The following is a 16,929-nucleotide window of genomic DNA, read 5'->3' as shown; positions in this document are numbered from 1 at the left end:
GTCCGAAAGTCAGGAACCGTCGGTGCGGGGCCCGTTGGGCGCGCCGTGGCCCTCCCGGCCTCCGGCGCGCGGCGCGACCGTCGGTGGAACCCTAGGCTCCGCGGCGGATCCGGGCGGCCTGCCGGGCCTCGGCCTGCTTCCGCGCCTCGGCGGAGCGGCGGGACTCGCTCTTGGCCCGGCCGGGCTTGCCGGGGACGGTGCCGATACCCCGGAAGGCCGCACCGCGCTGGGAGGGTGCCGGGGTGACGGGCGCGTTGCCTCCGATGGCGACGCCGGAGGGAGCCTTGGCGCCGGTGATCCGGCTCAGTTCGGCCTCGCCCGAGCGGACCTGGGTGATCTTCGGCCGGATGCCCGCGTCCGTCATGAGGCGCGCGACGTCCTTGCGCTGGTCCTGCGTGACCAGGGTGACGACGCGGCCGGACTCGCCTGCCCGCGCGGTGCGCCCGCCGCGGTGCAGGTAGTCCTTGTGGTCGGCGGGCGGGTCGACGTTGACGACGAGGTCGAGGTCCTCGATGTGGATGCCGCGGGCGGCGACGTTCGTCGCGACGAGGACGGTGACGGCGCCGGTCCTGAACCGTTCGAGGGTGTGCGTGCGCTGCGGCTGCGACTTGCCTCCGTGCAGCGCCGCCGCGCGGACGCCGCTGCCGAGGAGGTGGCGGGTGAACCGGTCGACGGCGTGCTTGGTGTCGAGGAACATCAGCACGCGGCCGTCGCGGGCGGCGATCTCGGTGGCGGTGGCGTACTTGTCGGGTCCGTGGACCTGGAGGACGTGGTGCTCCATCGTGGTGACGGCGCCGGCCGAGGGGTCGACGGAGTGGACCACCGGGTCGCTGAGGTAGGTACGGACGAGCAGGTCGACGTTGTGGTCGAGGGTGGCCGAGAAGAGCAGGTGCTGTCCGCCGGGCCGCATCTGGTCGAGCAGCTCGGTGACCTGGGGCATGAAGCCGAGGTCGGCCATCTGGTCGGCCTCGTCGAGGACGGTGATCGTCACCTGGTCGAGGCGGCAGTCGCGGCGCTCGACGAGGTCCGTGAGGCGGCCCGGGGTGGCGATGAGGACCTCGACGCCCGCGCCGAGCGCGGCGACCTGGCGGTTGATCGACACGCCGCCGAAGACGGTGGCGGTCCGCAGCTTCAGGGCCTTGGCGTACGGATCGAGGGCGTCGCCGACCTGCTGGGCCAGCTCGCGCGTGGGGACGAGGACCAGGGCCAGGGGCTTCTTGGCGTCGGCGCGCCGACCGGCGAGGCGGCTGAGGAGCGCGAGCCCGAAGGCGAGCGTCTTGCCGGATCCGGTGCGGGCGCGGCCGAGGACGTCGCGTCCGGCGAGGGCGTTCGGCAGGGTGGCGGCCTGGATGGGGAACGGCGTGGTGACGCCGAGGTCGGTCAGGGTCCGCAGGACCTCGGCGGGGAGCTCCATGGCGCCGAAGGTGTCCGCCGGGGGCAGGGCCGGGGTGACGGTGACCGGCGGCGCGAACTCGCCCTTGGAGGGGGCGGGACGGCGGGTGCCGTCCGTACGGTCCGAGCTGCGTGCGTCCGAGCCGGTGGTGTCCGGGCGGTTCTTGTCCGGGCGGTTCATGCGGGGTGCCTTCCTCGATGCGGCGATGCTGAGATGCGGCGCGTATCAAGGAATCCACGGCGTGAACGCGCCGGTGGAATTGCAGGAACGGGCCGAGAACAGTACCTGTACGGATCCGGGCGCATCCGTGCGGTGCGGTACTCATGTCGACGGCATCCGGTGAGGGAATGCCGGGGGACCCGGCGGACGGCGTGCGGCCCGCGGGGCGAGGCCCGGTAAAACGGCGACGGCCGGTGCCCCCCACCCTGGGGGTGGGGGGCACCGGCTACGTGAAGCGCGTCAAGCTTAGGCGGGGGTGATGTTCTCCGCCTGCGGGCCCTTCTGGCCCTGCGTGACGTCGAAGTTCACCTTCTGGCCCTCCTGCAGCTCACGGAAGCCGGAGGTGGCGATGTTCGAGTAGTGGGCGAAGACGTCCGGGCCGCCACCCTCCTGCTCGATGAAGCCGAAGCCCTTTTCCGAGTTGAACCACTTAACGGTGCCGGTAGCCATGCGATATCTCCTTCGAGGCATTACCCGGAATTCACACTGCGTGAATCCCGGCGTCGCCGCGATGATTGCCCCGTCCGGAAAAAGCACCGAAAACACAAAAAGTGCTCTGGCGGGAATAAAACCCACCTAAGCACTTGAAGTCTATGGGAACCACAACTGCAACTGATAACTACTGTATCACGGAATGCCGCGGAAGGCTCTTTGACACGGAACCTCTTCGATTTTCGCGTCGGAGAGGCCCCCGGCAAGCCCGTCACACCGCCTCCGCGGCCCCGCCGCGCGCGGCCCCGCGCGCCTCGCGCAGGGCCGTGTGGACGGACCAGACCACCGACACCAGCGGCACGGCGACCACCGCGCCCACGATGCCGGCCGCGATCGAGCCCGCGATGACCGAGACGGCCACCACCAGGGGGTGGAGCCGTACCGCCCAGCTCATGACGAGCGGGTGCAGCACGTGCCCCTCGATCTGCCCCATCACGACGATCAGCGCGACGACGATCGCCGCCACCAGGGGGCCCTGCGAGGCGAGGGCCACCACGGCGGCGACGGCGAGGGCGACGGGCGAGCCGATCAGGGGGACGAAGGCGGCGACGAACTCCAGGAGGGCGAGCGGGACCGCCAGCGGGACCCCGAGGAGCCAGAGCGCGAGGCCGACCAGGATCGCGTTCAGGGCGGCCACCAGCACGATCCCGTGGGTGTAGCCGGTGAAGGTGCGCCAGGCCGCGCGTCCCGCGATCCCGACGCGCCCCCGTACCGACTCGGGCAGCTGGCCCAGGAACCAGGCCCACTGCCGGTCCCCGGCGTGGATGAAGAACACCGCGGAGAACACCGCCAGGGCCAGGGTCGTGAAGACGGCCACCACATGGCCGGCGCCGCTCACCGCCTCGCTGACCAGGGCGGACCGGTGGCTGGACAGGAACTGGCCGATCCTCGACTGCACATCGGTGAGGGCCTCCGGGTGCAGCCGGAACGGCGGCCGTTCCAGCCAGTCCTCGATCCGGTCGATCCCGTCCCTGAACTCGCGCACCAGGGTCGTCCGCTCCCCCGCGACGGCCTCGCCGACCAGCGTGAGCACCCCGAGGACGAGCGCGATGCCGCCGAGCAGGGTGAGGGCGACGGCCAGGGGCCGGGGCAAGCCCTTGGCGACGATGTCGGCGACCGGGCGCAGCAGCGCGGTGATCACCAGGCCGAGGAAGACGGCGACGCCGATCTCGTGGAAGCGGCCGAGGACGGCGAACAGGCTGTAGACGAGCAGGCCGACGATCAGCAGCCGCCACGCGTACGCGGCGGCCGTGCGGAGGAGCGGGGTCACCGGCGGTGCTGTGCCTGGCTGCATGGCGACGAGGTACCACCGGGGGCGCTCCGGGCCACGCCGCCGGCCCGACATTCGCCCGGTCAGCCGGGGGCGGACCCGGGGGCGCCCATGGCTCGTCACGGAGCTCGTCGGGTCCCGTGTTCGGGTGATCGTCCGCTGCTAGTGTCCGGTACGGGGCGGGTGGTCCCGCGCCGGGTGAGGAGGAGCCCATGAACGCCGCGGACGACGGACGGCAGCAGCTGGACGCGGCGAGCGTCCTCAACGCGAAGAGGACCCTCCTCCAGCTCCTGGCCAGAGCCGGGGTCTGGTCGGGGGACGCCGAGGAGCTGATCGGGCTCGTGGAGGCCGGCGCCCTCGCGCTCGCCCACACCGAGATCGCCGAGGGCGGCCGGAGCGCGCCGGAGGGGAGCGACGGGGACTACGAGGCCGGCTGGCGCGACGGTACCCGTGCGGTCGCCGACGAGCTCGCGGACATCGCGGAACGCACCCTGCGCCACGCCCTCACCCCCGATCCGACGGCGGCCTCGCCGGACGACCGCTCTCCCGTCGGCCGGGCGGAGATGGAACGGGCGAAGGTCGCGATCACACCGCTCTACCTGTCGTACACCGCCGTCTCCGATCTCGACCCGGACGCGACCGAGCAGGTGCTCACCGCCGTCCTCGGCACGATGAGCCCCCGGCAGCGCGCGGGGTACCCGGGGCGGCTGACGGAGTTCGCCGCGACGCATCACGCGCGCCTGGAGCGGCTGTACGCGGAGTACGGTCCCGGCAGCGCCATCGCGATCCACGGCCGTTACTCGCTGGTCCACTCCCCCACGAGCGTCGCCGTGCTGGAGCGGCTCGCCGCCGCGCCGGAGGCGCTCCACGAGGAGTGGGACGCGGCCGAGCTGCCGCCCGCGTGGCTGGACGGCCTGACCACGGCGTGGGGCCCGGCGGCCCCCTGACCGGCGGGACGGGCGTCGGGTCCGAGGGAGATGACCGTGACGGGGGCGGCGGAGGCGACCGCCGCCACGGCCGAGCGGTGCGGGTCCGTCCATTCGAGGAGGCGGAGACCGTCGGCACCGGCCTTCAGGCGTGCTTCCTCGCCGACCCACAGGCGGAGCAGGGCCGCGCGCGGGTCCGGGGCGCCGGCGGCCTCGCGGACGGCGGACTCGGGGAGGAGCCGTGCCATCGCGGACACGGGGCCCGGTCTGCGGGTGACGGGTTCCACGTCGACGCCCACCGCTCCGGGGCCGGCGGCCGCCGCGACGAGGCCGTCGGCGTGGCTCAGGCTGACGCCGACGCCGGGCCGGCCGGGGAGGTAGGGGCGGCCGTGGCCGGGCCGGTCGCACGCGGCGCAGTGCTGGGCCGGGGCCGACTCCTCGGGTGACCTGCCCGTGAACCGGGCGACGCAGAGCCGCACGAGCAGCCGAGCGGCGAGGACGTCGTCCCGGCGGCTCGGCACGCGGATCGCGGCGAGCCGTCGCAGCTCCCACGGCGCGAGCAGTCCCTCGTGCAGCCGGGGGTGGGCCAGGACCTCGCCGGTGGTCGCGACGGCCGCCAGCGCCGTACGGCCGTCGCACGTCATGGGTGCGCCGGTCAGCCGGCGGCGTTCGTACCGGGGGCGGCGGCCGCTCCTGAGGGGGTCAGGAAGCGTCGCTCCACGCGGCTGAGCGTGCGGAAGTCGTCGATGGTGACGTCCTGGAGGTCGATGGAGTCGCCGGAGATCTCCTCCAGGAGGTCGATGAACTCCAGGAAGTCCATCGAGTCGATGAGCCGGGCCTCGATGAGGTCCTCGTCCACGTCGATCGGTCCGTCGAGGCCGGGGTTCTTCTCGTGGAGCCACTCGGCGATGCGTTCCATGGTGCGGGTCACTCCTTGTTGCCGTGCGGGGTCGCTGCGCGGGTCGGGGGTGGTTCGGGGCCGGGCGGGGCTCAGGGCCGCGCGGACCGGAGGTGCGCGAGGGCCTGTTCGGGGGTGCCGTGGGCGAGGATCATGGCGTGCACCCAGCGTTCGACGCCGAAGGCGACGCAGGCGCTGTACGCGGGGCCCGCGTCGCCGGCCCGGATGTCCAGGCGCTCGCCGAAGAAGTTGCGGTGCCGGTTCACGGAGGCGATGGCCGTGCCGTCGGGCGCGCTGAACTCGTGCTTGACCGGGTCGAGCGCCATGAGGCGGGCCCGGGAGCCGCCACGGTCGTAGAACGGGTCGTCGGCCGTGGCCCGGGTCAGTTCGAGGCCCAGGAGCGCGGCGAGTCCGCGGACGAACTCGGAGCCGTTCTCGAGGTGTTCGACCGCTCCCTGCTTGGTGCCGAGGTAGAGGACCTCACGCATGTGGAAGCCCCACAGGCGTCGCAGGCCGTCGTAGTGGGTCTCGTTGCGGAAGCAGCGGCCGGTCGCGGAGAGCCGCAGGCCGTCCTCGCCGACGTCCGTGCCCTCCAGCGAGAGCAGCAGTCCGTAGCAGGTGGCCGAGGGGAGCAGGTGGCCGGTGGGGCGCAGCGGCAGCTCCGCCGGGTCCTCGCCGGCCGCGAGGCCGTCGAGTGCCTCGGGGGTGAACCGCCCGGCGGAGACGCCGAGATGGGGGAAGTTGCGGAAGTAGTCCAGCCGGGCCAGGCCCTCGACGGAGAGCAGGGGCGGTCCGACCACTTCGGGGGCGGCGAGGCGGGCGGCCAGGCCGGTCAGCAGGGCGTCGAGGCCGTGCAGGAGGGCGGTGTGGACCGGGTCGAGCGTGAGCAGTCCCGGTCCGGGGCTCTTCAGGCCGCCGGCCGGCAGGGCCGTACTGCTGGTCGTACTCATCGGGAACCGCTCCCTCTCAGCGTGTGCGAACAGGTCGGGGGCGTGGGCGGGTGGGCAGGACGACGGTCCGCGGCGCGCGTGGGGTGGTGACCCGGACGGGCTCGGCTCGGTGGGGTCAGGGCCGTCCGAGGGTCCGGGGACGTGGTCGCCTTCGACCGGGCGCGGCGGTGCTTCCGGCCGGTGCCCCGCCGGGGCCACGGGCCTGGGAAGGGGCCCCAGGGATCGGAGCCGCGCCATGGACCCTAGGCCAGCCCGTCAGGCCTTGTCTAGACCACACATGGCGAGTCGGCACGGGTCTCCGAGTGTTCGTTTCGATCTTCCGGACACGTCAATTGCACATATCCGGCCGACACTTGACAGCAGCTATGGTCTAAACCAATGCTGCTGCGTAATCCGGCAGCGACCGTCCCCGGCCCTGACTCCCGTCCTGGAGGGACCACATGACGACCCCCGCTCCCCACGGCCGCTCGCGCCGCCCCCGGCTGCACAGAGCGGCGTCGGACCTTCCGTACTTCAGCGCGGACGGCGAGTCCTACCTCGCCCAGACCACCTTGCGGGAGCTGCGGAAGACCCGCCCCCTGCGGGTGCTGTCCGAGGAGGACTTCGCCCACTGGCAGACGTACGGATACGTCGTCGTCCGGGAGGCCGTACCGGCCGAGGACGCACGGCGGCTCCTGGACTTCACCTGGGAGTTCCAGGGCCTGGACCCGGACCGGCCGGAGAGCTGGTACGAGGACCGGCCGTTCCGCTCCGAGCTGGACCAGCAGCTGCACGTGTACGGGTTCGTGGAGGCGTACCACCACCAACTGCTGTGGAACAGCCGCCAGTCGCAGCGCGTGTACGACGCCTTCGTCGACGTGTGGGACTGCGAGGAGCTGTGGGTCACTCTGGACCGGCTCAACCTCAATCCGCCCAACGTCGGGAACCGCGACCGTGCGCTGATCGAGCCCACCGACCGGGGCTTCGACATCGAGCTGCACTGGGACATCGACACCACGCTCGGCGTCCCGCCGCAGCGGGTGCAGGGGATCATCGCGCTCAACGACACCCGGCCCGAGACCGGCGGCTTCCAGTGCGACCCGGAGCTGTTCCGGCGGTTCGAGGAGTGGAAGATCGCCCAGCCGGCCGGCCGTGACCCCCTGCGGCCCGCCGTGGACCGGGCCGAGTTCCCGGTCGTACGGCCCGAGCTCCACCCCGGCGACCTGCTGATCTGGAACGGCCTCCTCGCCCACGGGGTGGCGCGCAACACCTCCGAGAACGGGGTGCGGGCGGTCCAGTACCTGTCGATGATGCCGGCGCTGGAGGAGCACGAGCGGCTGCGGCGGTCCCGCGTCGAGTCCTGGCGGCATCTGCGCACCCCCCGCTGGAACCGCACCCTCGTCGGCGATCCGGTGCTCCACGAGTCCAAGCGCTACCCCACCGCCGAACTGACCGGGCTCGGCCGCCGACTCCTCGGGCTCACCTCGTGGCACGAGACCGACGAGGCCGCTCGCACCGACGGGACCGCAGGGACGGACGGGACGGCCGGGGCCTCTGCGGCCGACGGCCGGAGCGGGGACGGAGAACCGGCGTGCGCCGCGTCTGTCTGACCCTCCCCACCAACCGGGCCTGCGCCGAGACGATCAGGGCCGTCGCCGAGGAGGCCGCCTACGGCGCCCGGAACTTCGGCGTCGAGGTGCACCTGCTGGTCCTGGACTCCTCCGAGGGCCATGTGCTCGCCGGGCACCGTGACGCGGTGGCCGGCCTGCCGCCGGTGCCGGGCGTGGTCGTCCACCACCTCGACGAGGCCGAGCAGCGGGCCTTCCTGCGGGAGGTGGTCGCCCGGTCGGGCGTCGCCGGTCCCGACCGGGTCCTCGACCTGCTGCTGCCGTCCCGCGTCTCCTACGGCGCCTGCACCGACCGCGCGTTCCTGTTGGCCGAGGCCCTCGGCTGCGACTCGGTGCACCGCCGGGACTCCGACAGCCGCTACCAGTCCCGCACGGGGAGCGCGGAGAGCACGGGAACCACGGGAAGCACGGAGAACTCGGGGAACTCGGGGAACTCGGGGAAGTCGGGACTCGCAGGCGCTCCGGACGAGGTCGGCGCACCGGTCTTCCCGATCCACCACGAGCTCACGTCCCTGGGGCGGCTGCCCGCCGATCTCGTCGGGCTCGTGTCGCGGAGCCGGCTCGACCCCGCGTGCGCGGACCGGCCGGTGGCCATGGTCGGCGGCTCCTTCGTCGGCGAGATGTCCGTGGACGTCGCGGAGATCCACCGGCTCGACCCCGCCGTCTACGAGGACGTCATCGGCCTGTCGGTCCCCGACGGCTATCCGGAGATCTGGCGCAGGAACCTCATCGCCGAGGCCTTCCGGGGCGCCGGGACCACCCCCTTCACCCGCGACCTCTCGACGCTCACCCACGTCAGCCCGACCCGCGTGGACATGTGCAACATCGCCTTCACCCGCGAGGTCTACGGCCGGGTGCCGCTGCCTCCCGCCACCGACACCATCGGCAGCGACTACTTCCTCGTCCACGTGGTCCAAGGCGCCCGGCTGCCCGGCGTCCTGCACAACCGCCACATCGTCAACTTCCACACGGACGAGCGCCGTTCCGACGCGGGGTTCCTCGCCTACCACCGGCGGCTCGCCAAGTACTTCCTGTCCACGCCGTACTTCGAGGCCGTGTACGGGCGGACGGCCGCCGCCGGGGCGGAGCTGCTCGACGACGGGGGCCGGGTCCGCGCGGCCGCCGTCGCCGGGTTCGTCAGGGACAGCACCCGCCTGGACCCCGCCGGGAACCGGGAACGCCTCGACGTGGTCGACCGCTCGTACCGCAAGCTCGGCGGCCGCTACGCCGAGGCCGCCGAGGTCCTCGCCGCCGAACGCGAGCGGCTCCTCGACGAGGCCCGGACCGACATGGAGGACTTCGCCCTCCTGATCGACGCCTGGGACCCCCTGATCCGCTCCACGAAGTCCGTGAAAGGCATCACATGGTGAGTGAGCGAGACCCCTCGCGGCTCCAGGACACCCCTCCGAGCGCCCGCGCCGCCACCCTGAGCGTCGCGTACGAGGGCGGCGAGGAGCGCCGGGGCCCCGTCACGATGGGGCAGGCCAACATGATCCGCTGCGTCCTGCGGGACGAGCCCGAGCACATCAACATCCACGACGTGTGGCCGGCGCCCGCCGGGACGCGCACGGAGGCCGCCGTCGACGCCCTGCGCACCCTCGCGGTACGCCACGAGGCGCTGCGCACCACGTTCCCGCACCCCCCGGGGACCGCTCCCCGCGAGCAGGTCGTCGCCGCCGCCGGTACGTTCACCGTCACCGTCCTGGACCACGACGAGCTCCCCGGCGACCCCGCCGCCTACGCCGAGGCGTTGGCGCGCGAGGCCCGTGACGGGCGCTTCCGTCTGGACCGTGACTTCCCCCTGCGGGTGACCCTGGTCGCCGTCGACGGCGCTCCGGTGTTCGCCGCCGTGGCCGCCAGCCACGCCGCCACCGACTTCAGCGCCCTCGGCGTCCTCAGGGAGGAATGGCTCACGCTGCTGTCCGGCGGGACGCTGCCTCCCCTTTCGGCCCTCACGCCCCTCGGCCTCGCCGCCGAGGAGGCCGCCCCGGCCGGCGTCCGCAAGTCCGCCGCCTCGCTGGCGTACTGGGAGCGGATCATCCGTACGGGACCGCAGGCCATGTTCGCGGAACCGGGCGCCGAGGGCACCGAGATCGGCGCGCCGCGACTCACCCTCCGGTCCCGGCGGGGCGCCCGCGCCCTGGCACAGGTGGCGGAGCGGACCGGTGGCCTCCCCGCGACGGTGCTGCTCACGGCCTGGTGCGCGCTGCTCGCGCACCGCACGGGCCAGCCCGCGTGTGTGACCGCCGTCCCGACCTCCAACCGCTACGAGCCCCGGCTGACCCGCTCGGTGAACACCCTGTCCCAGGACGCCCTGCTCTGCCTCGACGTCCGGGTCCCGTCCTTCGACGTGCTCCTCGGCAAGGCCTGGGGGGCGGCGCTCAACGCCTACCGGCACAGCCGGTTCGACTCCGTGAGCCTGTGGGAGATGATCGACAGGACGACCTTCGAGCGCGGCAGCCGGTTCGCACGCGACGTCGCCTTCAACGACGTGAGCACCCTGCCCACCGCCCGCCCCGCCGGCCCCGCCGCCGCCCCGCCGGCCGCGCCGCTCACCCCGCCGCCCGGCCCCGAGCTGGAGCTCACCTGGGGCGAGGAGCAGCTGCTGCCGACGCGCGTCCTGACCTTCGTCCACGAGACGGACCCGCTGCTGCGCCTCGCCGTGTGGGCGGATCCCGCGGTGTTCACCCGGGAACAGGCCGAGGGCTTCGTCGTCGGCCTGGTGCGTCTGCTGGAGGCGGCCGCCACCGGGGACGTACCGCTGGACTCGCTCACCGAGGTGACGGGGGTCCGGCCGGTCGAGCGCGGCCCGGAGTGGGAGCGCGTGGACGGGTCCTGGGTCTCGCCGCCGGCCGTGGCGGACGCCCTGAGCCAGGTCCTCGACGGCGTACCCGTCCACGTCACCGCGGATCCCGCGCACGACGGCGGTGCGGCGGAAGGGGACGCCGAGCGGGGCCTCACGGCGTACATCGCCTCCGGGGGCGGCCCGCTGACTCCGGCCACGGCACACGCCGCTTTCATGGACGCCCTCCCCGGCCGTCCCGGACTCCTCGCTCCCCGCCGGTACGTGATCGTCCAGGACCCGCCGGCGGAGGCCGCCCCGGACGGCGCCTGGGCCCGGCAGCAGATTCTCTCGGAAGGGACCGGCCGCGACCGGCGGATGTGACATGACGACGGATACCGATGGTGTGACCGTCCGGCGGAGGCCGGACCCCCTTCCCAGCCCGTGGCGGTCGAGCCGCTTCCGACTGTTCTTCACCGCCCGCAGCGCCTCGCTCCTCGCCGACGGCATGCTGATGGTCTCGCTGACGACCGCCGTCCTCGGCGCCGGGTACGGGGCCAGCGGCGTCGGCTACGCGCTGGCCGCGTGGATGGCGCCGATCGTCCTGCTGGTCCTGGTCGGCGGCGTCCTGGCGGACCGGTTCACCCCGCAGGTGATGATGGTCGGCGCCGACGCGGTGCGCCTGGTGGCCATGCTCGCGCTCGCGGCCCTGCTGGCGGCGGGCGGGATGAAGCTCTGGCACATGATGGCGCTGCTCGCGGTCAGCGGCGCCGCGACGGCCATGTTCCAGCCGGGCCTGGCGAGCATGGTCCCCCAGGTCGCCGAGGACATCCAGCGGGCCAACGCGCTGCTGCGGATATCCGAGGCGATCTGCACCCTGCTCGGCCCGGGCCTCGCCGGGCTCCTCGTCGCCCACTGGGACGTGGCGGGCTCCTTCCTCGTCATCGCGGCGGCGTACGCGCTCAGCGCGCTGGGCCTCGCGCCGCTGCGCAAGCTGAGCACCGCGAAGGACGACAGCGCCGACCCGCTGTGGCAGCGGCTGGCCACGGGATGGCACGAGTTCCGGTCGCGGTCCTGGCTGTGGGGCGTCATCGCCGTCTGGGCGGTCTACGGTCTGTTCGTCTTCGGCCCGGCGCTGCCGCTGGGCGCGGCGCTGCTCACCGAGCAGCACGGGGCGAGCGGCTACGGCTGGATCGCCTCCGCGGACGGGGCCGGCACGATCGTGGGCGGGCTGCTCGGCATGCGCGTGAAGCCGCGCCGGCCGCTCGTCGCGGGGGTCCTCGCCATGCTGTTCTTCTCGCTCAACCCGCTGGCCCCGGCCCTCGGCTGGTCGTTCACCCTCACGGCGGTCACCGGTGTCGTGGCCGGCTGCGGCTTCGCGTTCTGGGGGGTGATGTGGGCGACCAGCGTGCAGTCCCACATCCCGCTGGCCGTCCTCAGCCGGGTCTCGGCCTACGACATCGCCGGCTCCATCATGGTGATCCCGCTGGGCCGGGCCCTGGCCGGTCCGGCCGCCGAGTCCTTCGGCGCCGACCGCGTGCTGCTGTTCTCGGCCGTGACGGGGGTCGTGCTCCTCGGGGTCATGCTGTGCGTTCCGGCCGTCCGTTCCCTCGGCCGGGCGCCGGAGGCACCGGACACGGTCGGAGGACCATGAGCGAGTCCTCCACCGTCGCCACCATGGCGAAGGGGAAGCGGTCGAGCTCCAGGCAGAGCGCGACGTCGTCGGGGTGGGCGCCCTGACGCACGCCCGACCGCAGCTCGGCGGCGGCGCGTGACGCCTCGGCGCGGCGGAGGAACTCCGCCGCGCCGGCCTCCTTGCCGGTCTCCGCATCGGTGATTCTTCGGGCGATGTACTGGGCGCACGCCAGGTCCTCGTCGGCGCGCCCGCACTCGCCGGTGACCACGAAGGTGACGGCCTCGCTCCCCCGGGCCCGCAGGACCCCGGCCGTCGCCTCCGCCACCACGAAGCCGGCGCACAGCACGAGCGAGGCGTCCTTGACCGCGAGGGCGCCGACCGTCCCCGCCGTGGTCTTCTGGACGACCGTCCGCCCGGCGAGGTCGGCCGAGCGCAGCAGGCCCGGGGAGTTGACGGCGTCGAAGCCGGGCGCGGGCGGGCCGTCCTTGAGGGCGACCCAGTCCGGGTGGCGGGACTTGAGCGCCAGGGCCTCGTCCGGCGACCCGGCGAGAACGATCCTCTCCGCCCCTCGGGCGAAGGCCCAGGCGGCCACCGTGTAGGCGCGCATCACATCGACGACGACGGCCACGGAGGGCACTTCGACCACTTCGGCGATGGAGAGGAACCGGACGTCCATCCGATCATGATCGCGTGTGTCCGGACCGGGCGGCCCGGACAGTGACGCACATCACCTCGGCACCGGCGGCCCCGGGCGCCTCACGAGCCCCCGAGGAGGGCCGCCACCGCGAGGGCCGTCCCGGGGTGGCGGTCCGTCAAGGACGGGACGCGGGGCCTGGATCCCGTCTCCGTCCAGCCGTCCTCGCAGCCCAGCAGCTCCGCGAGCGCGTCGCAGGTCTCCGGGTGGGCCGGGAGCAGCGCCGCGCCCCGTGGGGCCGCGGAGCCCGGACGGGTGCGGGCGGGGGCGAGCGCGGCCGGCTGCTGCCGCCACGGCGGGACCCAGGTGTCCAGGGCGGCGAGCCGGGCTGGGAAGACGCGGCCGGCCTCCCGGACGAGCAGGGGGGCCAGCTCCGCCGCGCTCGACCGGAGCGTGGTGATGAGCACCGGCAGCCACGGCAGCAGTACGGCGTCCGGCAGGCGCCCGAAGGCGTTCGAGACGGCCTCCACCACGACGTCGGCGAGTCCCGGCACCGGTTCGAGGGCGTGGACGAAGCCGCTCAGGTAGCGCGGGTAGGAGGGCACCACCAGGGGGTTGCCGAGGAGCTCGTCGCAGCGGGCCCGCAGCTCCGCCCTGGAGAGCGTGCCGAGCTGCACCTGCGCCGCCCACAGCAGGGCCGTCTTCGCCGGGTCCTGCGGATGGGACTGCGCGACCGAGAGTTCGAGCTGGGTGCGGTCGCAGCCCAGGGAGAGCGCCAGGCTCTCCATGCTGAACAGGAAGCCCAGCATGGCCGCCACCTGCCCGGTCGTCGCGTCCTCGTCCCGGAAGGCGGTCGGCAGCAGGGTGCAGTAGTGCGCGTATCCGGTTCTGACGAACGACTCGATCCAGGACGGCAGCACCGCTTCGCTCGTCCGGTAGTAGGCGAGGAGGCCGCGGACCCGGCGCAGCACCTCCGGCGCCCCGTCCACCGTCCGCTCGGCGGCCAGGACCTCCAGGGCCCGGGTGCCCAGCTCCTCGGCGAGGCGCCGGCCGCCGAGGTACAGCGTCGCGTCCTCGACCGCCGCCAGGACCTGCGCGGTCGTGGCCTGCGGCCCGTACGCGGTGCGCCGCAGCCGCTGCTCCAGGACCTGTTCGAGGCTGACGCCCTCGTAGCCGAGCTCGATGAGCGCGCGCTGGTGGGTGCCGAGGGAGAGGTCCCACGACTCCTGGATCGAGCGCTCGCCGAGCCGCCGCTCGCCCATGATCGGGCGCGCCGCGCCCGGCGGCATGAGCCGACGCAGCATCCACAGGACGTCGGAGCAGGCCTGGAGTCCGGGTGCGGAGGCCATGTCGAGGAGGGCGCGTCGCACGCCGCGCTTCTGGAGGTCGATCCCCAGCGGTGCCAGCCGGTCGTGCACGTCGCGTGCGAGGGGCGGCAGCGCGTCGTAGCCGACCTGGCCGATTCGGTCGCCGCCCATCATGATCTCGACGAGGCGGCGCACGTCCCGGCGCCCCGGCACCGAGTCCTTCTCGATGCAGGTGACGGCCGCGTCCTGGAAGTCGTACGGCGTCGGCTTGGCCCGGTCCCGCATGCCGGCGAGCAGGATCGACGTCTCGAAGACGGCGATGGCGTCGGCGGTCGAGGCGAGGTAGCCGCTGCGGCGGGCCGCGCGGACGATGTCCACGGACCAGCCGAGCAGCTCGGCCTCGTCGAGGCCGTCGACGACCGGCGGCCGGCGCAGGAAGCCGGAGAGCCGGTCCTCCGCGCCCACGGGCACGACGGGGGCCGCCGCCTTCGCGGCCGTCTTCCTCGCGGCCGGCTTCTTCGTGCCGGCCTGGCCCGCGAGCCGGTACGGCTTCACCCCGGTGCGCTTGAGGTTCTTCGCCCACTGCGTCGCGGCGATCGACACCGATCCGGAGGCGAGGCCGAACTGGGCCTCGATCGCGGTGTGGCTGGACGGGATCAGCCCGTACTGCCAGGTGGTGGCGGTCCGCGGGGAGATCGTGAAGGCGGGGGTGCCGTCGGCGCCCGTGGTGCCGGTGGTGCCGGTGGTGCCGTCCACGCCGAACTCGTCGACGCGGCTCGCCGCGTGGAAGGCGCCGCACACGTACAGGCAGTCCGCCGGGTCGGTGCCGGTCGCGGCGAGGTGCTCGCGCATCCTGGTCCACATGTACCGCTCGCGGTCCTCGTCCACGCGGACCCGGTCGCCGTCGCCGGGGGCGAGCCGCCGGAACAGGCTGCCGATGAGGAACATGACCTGGCGGTAGGTGTCGTGATCGCTGTCGCCGAGCGGCACCTCGACGTACTGGTGCCACCACTCCGACCAGTGGCGGACCTTGCCGTGCCGCAGCAGGTGCTCCTCCAGCTCGGCGAAGCGCGGCCGCAGGTCGCCGATCTCGACGCCGACGGCCTCGCCGTGCAGCGCGGCCTCGGCCTCGGTCTCGGCGGCCTTCGCCGCCGGAGCGGCCGTGTCCTCGTCCGGCCGGTCCGGGTCCCCGGTACGGTCGTGCCGGGTGTCCCACTGGAAGACGTGGTCGGAGGACCGGTCGACGAGGACGAGTTCCACCCCGGGGGTGTCCAGGGCGTACGCGATGGCCTGGTACTCGGCGGAGGCCTCGGTGATCGGCGCGACGACGGACAGCGGGGCCCAGTCGGCCGGGAAGCCGTCGATCTCGCTGGCGAACGCCTGCACGGCGACCGGCAGCCGGCAGTTGCGCAGCTCGGTGAGGAGCGGCGTCATGTCCTCGCACAGCTCCAGGTACACGACCTTCGGCTGCTTCTCGCGGAGCCTGCGGGCCATGGCGAGCGCCGACGCGGGCGAGTGGTGACAGACGGGGAAGATCTCCAGGGGTTCGCCGGCCGCCCGGTCGACGTCGTCGACCATGCCGAGGAGGATGCCTTCCAGAGCATCCCCTCCTCCGGAGAACTCCGCCGCCGCTTCGTGGAGTTGGCCCCGCAGCGCGGCGAACGGGGTCTCGGTGGCCGCGCTCATGCCAGCTTGGCGATCGCTTCGCGGCCGCCCTCCAGGAACTCGGGCCAGGAGCCGCCCTCCTCCTTGCCGCGCGGCTCGACGACGCCGTGGAGGTACTTGTTGAGGATGGCCAGGTCCTCGGGCTCGCGGCGGGCGAGGGAGCCGACGAGCGAGGCGGCGAGGGTACGGGCGGTCAGGGCGCGCTCGCCGAAGAAGTTGCTGTGCAGGACGGCGTCCTCCAGCACGCCGATCTGCTCGGCGGTGGACAGCGCCGACTCCAGCTTCTCGTCGCTGCCGGCCGCCGCGGCGGAGGCGCGGAGATCGGCGAAGCTCTGGAGGAGGACGTCGAGCAGGGTGGGCGGCACGTCCAGCTCGATCTGGTGGCGGCGGAGCAGTTCCTCGGTGCGGAAGCGGACGATCTCGGCCTCGCTCTTCTTGTTCGTCACGACCGGGATCCGGACGAAGTTGAAGCGGCGCTTGAGCGCGGACGACAGGTCGTTGACGCCCCGGTCGCGGCTGTTGGCCGTGGCGATGATCGAGAAGCCTGGCTTGGCGAAGACGATGTTGTCGCCGCCGCCGTCGCTCTCCAGCTCGGGCACGGAGACGTACTTCTCCGAGAGGATCGAGATGAGCGCGTCCTGGACGTCGCTGGTGGAGCGGGTCAGCTCCTCGAATCGGCCGATGGTGCCGGCCTCCATCGCGGTCATGATCGGCGAGGGGATCATCGACTCCCGCGACTGGCCCTTGGCGATGACCATGGACACGTTCCAGGAGTACTTGATGTGGTCCTCGGTGGTGCCCGCGGTGCCCTGCACGACGAGGGTGGAGTTCCGGCTGATGGCGGCCGCGAGGAGCTCGGCGAGCCAGCTCTTCCCGGTGCCGGGGTCACCGATGAGGAGCAGGCCGCGGTCGGAGGCGAGGGTGACGATGGAGCGCTCGACGATGCTGCGGTCGCCGAACCACTTCTGGGCCACCTCCCGGTCGAGGCCGTCGGCGCGCTCGGAGCCGAGGACGAAGAGGCGCACCATCTTCGGGGAGAGCCGCCAGGAGAACGGCTTGGGGTTGTCGTCGATCGATTCCAGCCAGTCGAGTTCCTCGGCGTACTTGATCTCGGCGGGGGCACGGAGCAGGTCGGACATGTGAAGGGCCT

Annotated in this window: 13 protein-coding genes; 5 read left to right on the top strand and 8 right to left on the bottom strand. The window is 73.3% G+C overall.

Features of this window, described 5'->3' with window-relative positions; genetic code table 11:
- Positions 1–91: 91 nt before the first annotated feature.
- The 3 genes from ACF08F_RS07890 to ACF08F_RS07880 all read right to left on the bottom strand — a co-directional run bounded on the left by ACF08F_RS07890 (position 92) and on the right by ACF08F_RS07880 (position 3,398).
- A complete protein-coding gene (locus ACF08F_RS07890; RefSeq protein WP_392297618.1) occupies positions 92–1,573 on the bottom strand; it encodes a DEAD/DEAH box helicase in 1,482 nt (493 codons plus the stop codon).
- A gap of 285 nt (positions 1,574–1,858) precedes the next feature.
- Positions 1,859–2,062 carry a cold-shock protein gene (locus ACF08F_RS07885; RefSeq protein ID WP_392297617.1) on the bottom strand — a complete coding sequence of 68 codons (204 nt, stop codon included), beginning with the start codon at positions 2,060–2,062 and terminating at the stop codon, positions 1,859–1,861.
- Between the two features lie 253 nt (positions 2,063–2,315).
- Positions 2,316–3,398 carry an AI-2E family transporter gene (locus tag ACF08F_RS07880; RefSeq protein ID WP_392297616.1) on the bottom strand — a complete coding sequence of 361 codons (1,083 nt, stop codon included), beginning with the start codon at positions 3,396–3,398 and terminating at the stop codon, positions 2,316–2,318.
- 188 nt (positions 3,399–3,586) lie between these two features.
- Between ACF08F_RS07880 and ACF08F_RS07875 the strand changes: the two genes are divergently transcribed.
- The gene (locus tag ACF08F_RS07875) at positions 3,587–4,321 is read left to right on the top strand and encodes a hypothetical protein (protein ID WP_392297615.1); all 735 of its coding nucleotides are present in this window, start codon (positions 3,587–3,589) and stop codon (positions 4,319–4,321) included.
- 634 nt (positions 4,322–4,955) lie between these two features.
- Here ACF08F_RS07875 and ACF08F_RS07870 read toward each other — a convergent pair.
- Both ACF08F_RS07870 and ACF08F_RS07865 read right to left on the bottom strand, forming a co-directional pair.
- Positions 4,956–5,219: an acyl carrier protein gene (locus tag ACF08F_RS07870; RefSeq protein WP_392297614.1), complete on the bottom strand. Its 264-nt coding sequence runs from the start codon at positions 5,217–5,219 to the stop codon at positions 4,956–4,958.
- A gap of 71 nt (positions 5,220–5,290) precedes the next feature.
- Complete coding sequence (locus ACF08F_RS07865) at positions 5,291–6,148, bottom strand: hypothetical protein (protein WP_392297613.1); 858 nt, start codon at positions 6,146–6,148, stop codon at positions 5,291–5,293.
- A gap of 440 nt (positions 6,149–6,588) precedes the next feature.
- Here ACF08F_RS07865 and ACF08F_RS07860 point away from each other — a divergent pair, with 440 nt between their 5' ends.
- The 4 genes from ACF08F_RS07860 to ACF08F_RS07845 are packed head-to-tail and all read left to right on the top strand — an operon-like array spanning position 6,589 to position 12,191.
- On the top strand, positions 6,589–7,737 hold the full coding sequence (locus ACF08F_RS07860; RefSeq protein WP_392297612.1) for a phytanoyl-CoA dioxygenase family protein: 1,149 nt from the start codon (positions 6,589–6,591) through the stop codon (positions 7,735–7,737).
- Entirely contained in the window at positions 7,719–9,125 is a 1,407-nt protein-coding gene (locus ACF08F_RS07855) for a DUF6271 family protein (RefSeq protein ID WP_392297611.1), read from the top strand. The genes ACF08F_RS07860 and ACF08F_RS07855 overlap by 19 nt, the downstream gene beginning before the upstream one ends.
- Entirely contained in the window at positions 9,119–10,921 is a 1,803-nt protein-coding gene (locus ACF08F_RS07850) for a condensation domain-containing protein (protein WP_392297610.1), read from the top strand. Before ACF08F_RS07855 ends, ACF08F_RS07850 begins: the two co-directional genes overlap by 7 nt.
- 1 nt (position 10,922) lies before the next feature.
- Positions 10,923–12,191 carry an MFS transporter gene (locus tag ACF08F_RS07845; RefSeq protein WP_392297609.1) on the top strand — a complete coding sequence of 423 codons (1,269 nt, stop codon included), beginning with the start codon at positions 10,923–10,925 and terminating at the stop codon, positions 12,189–12,191.
- Here the strand turns inward: ACF08F_RS07845 and ACF08F_RS07840 are convergent.
- From ACF08F_RS07840 to ACF08F_RS07830, 3 genes are all read right to left on the bottom strand, one after another.
- Positions 12,118–12,849 carry a 2-phosphosulfolactate phosphatase gene (locus ACF08F_RS07840; protein ID WP_392297608.1) on the bottom strand — a complete coding sequence of 244 codons (732 nt, stop codon included), beginning with the start codon at positions 12,847–12,849 and terminating at the stop codon, positions 12,118–12,120. The two genes, ACF08F_RS07845 and ACF08F_RS07840, sit on opposite strands and share 74 nt — an antisense overlap.
- An 80-nt stretch (positions 12,850–12,929) precedes the next feature.
- Positions 12,930–15,800, bottom strand: coding sequence for a hypothetical protein (locus ACF08F_RS07835; protein ID WP_392297607.1), 2,871 nt, complete (start codon positions 15,798–15,800; stop codon positions 12,930–12,932).
- Positions 15,797–16,918, bottom strand: a complete 1,122-nt coding sequence (locus ACF08F_RS07830; RefSeq protein ID WP_392297606.1) for an AAA family ATPase — start codon at positions 16,916–16,918, stop codon at positions 15,797–15,799. Before ACF08F_RS07830 ends, ACF08F_RS07835 begins: the two co-directional genes overlap by 4 nt.
- Between the last annotated feature and the right edge of the window lie 11 nt (positions 16,919–16,929).

Source organism: Streptomyces sp. NPDC015130 (assembly GCF_043080005.1).
Lineage (GTDB): Bacteria > Actinomycetota > Actinomycetes > Streptomycetales > Streptomycetaceae > Streptomyces.
Note: the sequence above shows the minus strand (reverse complement) of the source record. Positions and strands in the feature narration are given on the sequence as shown.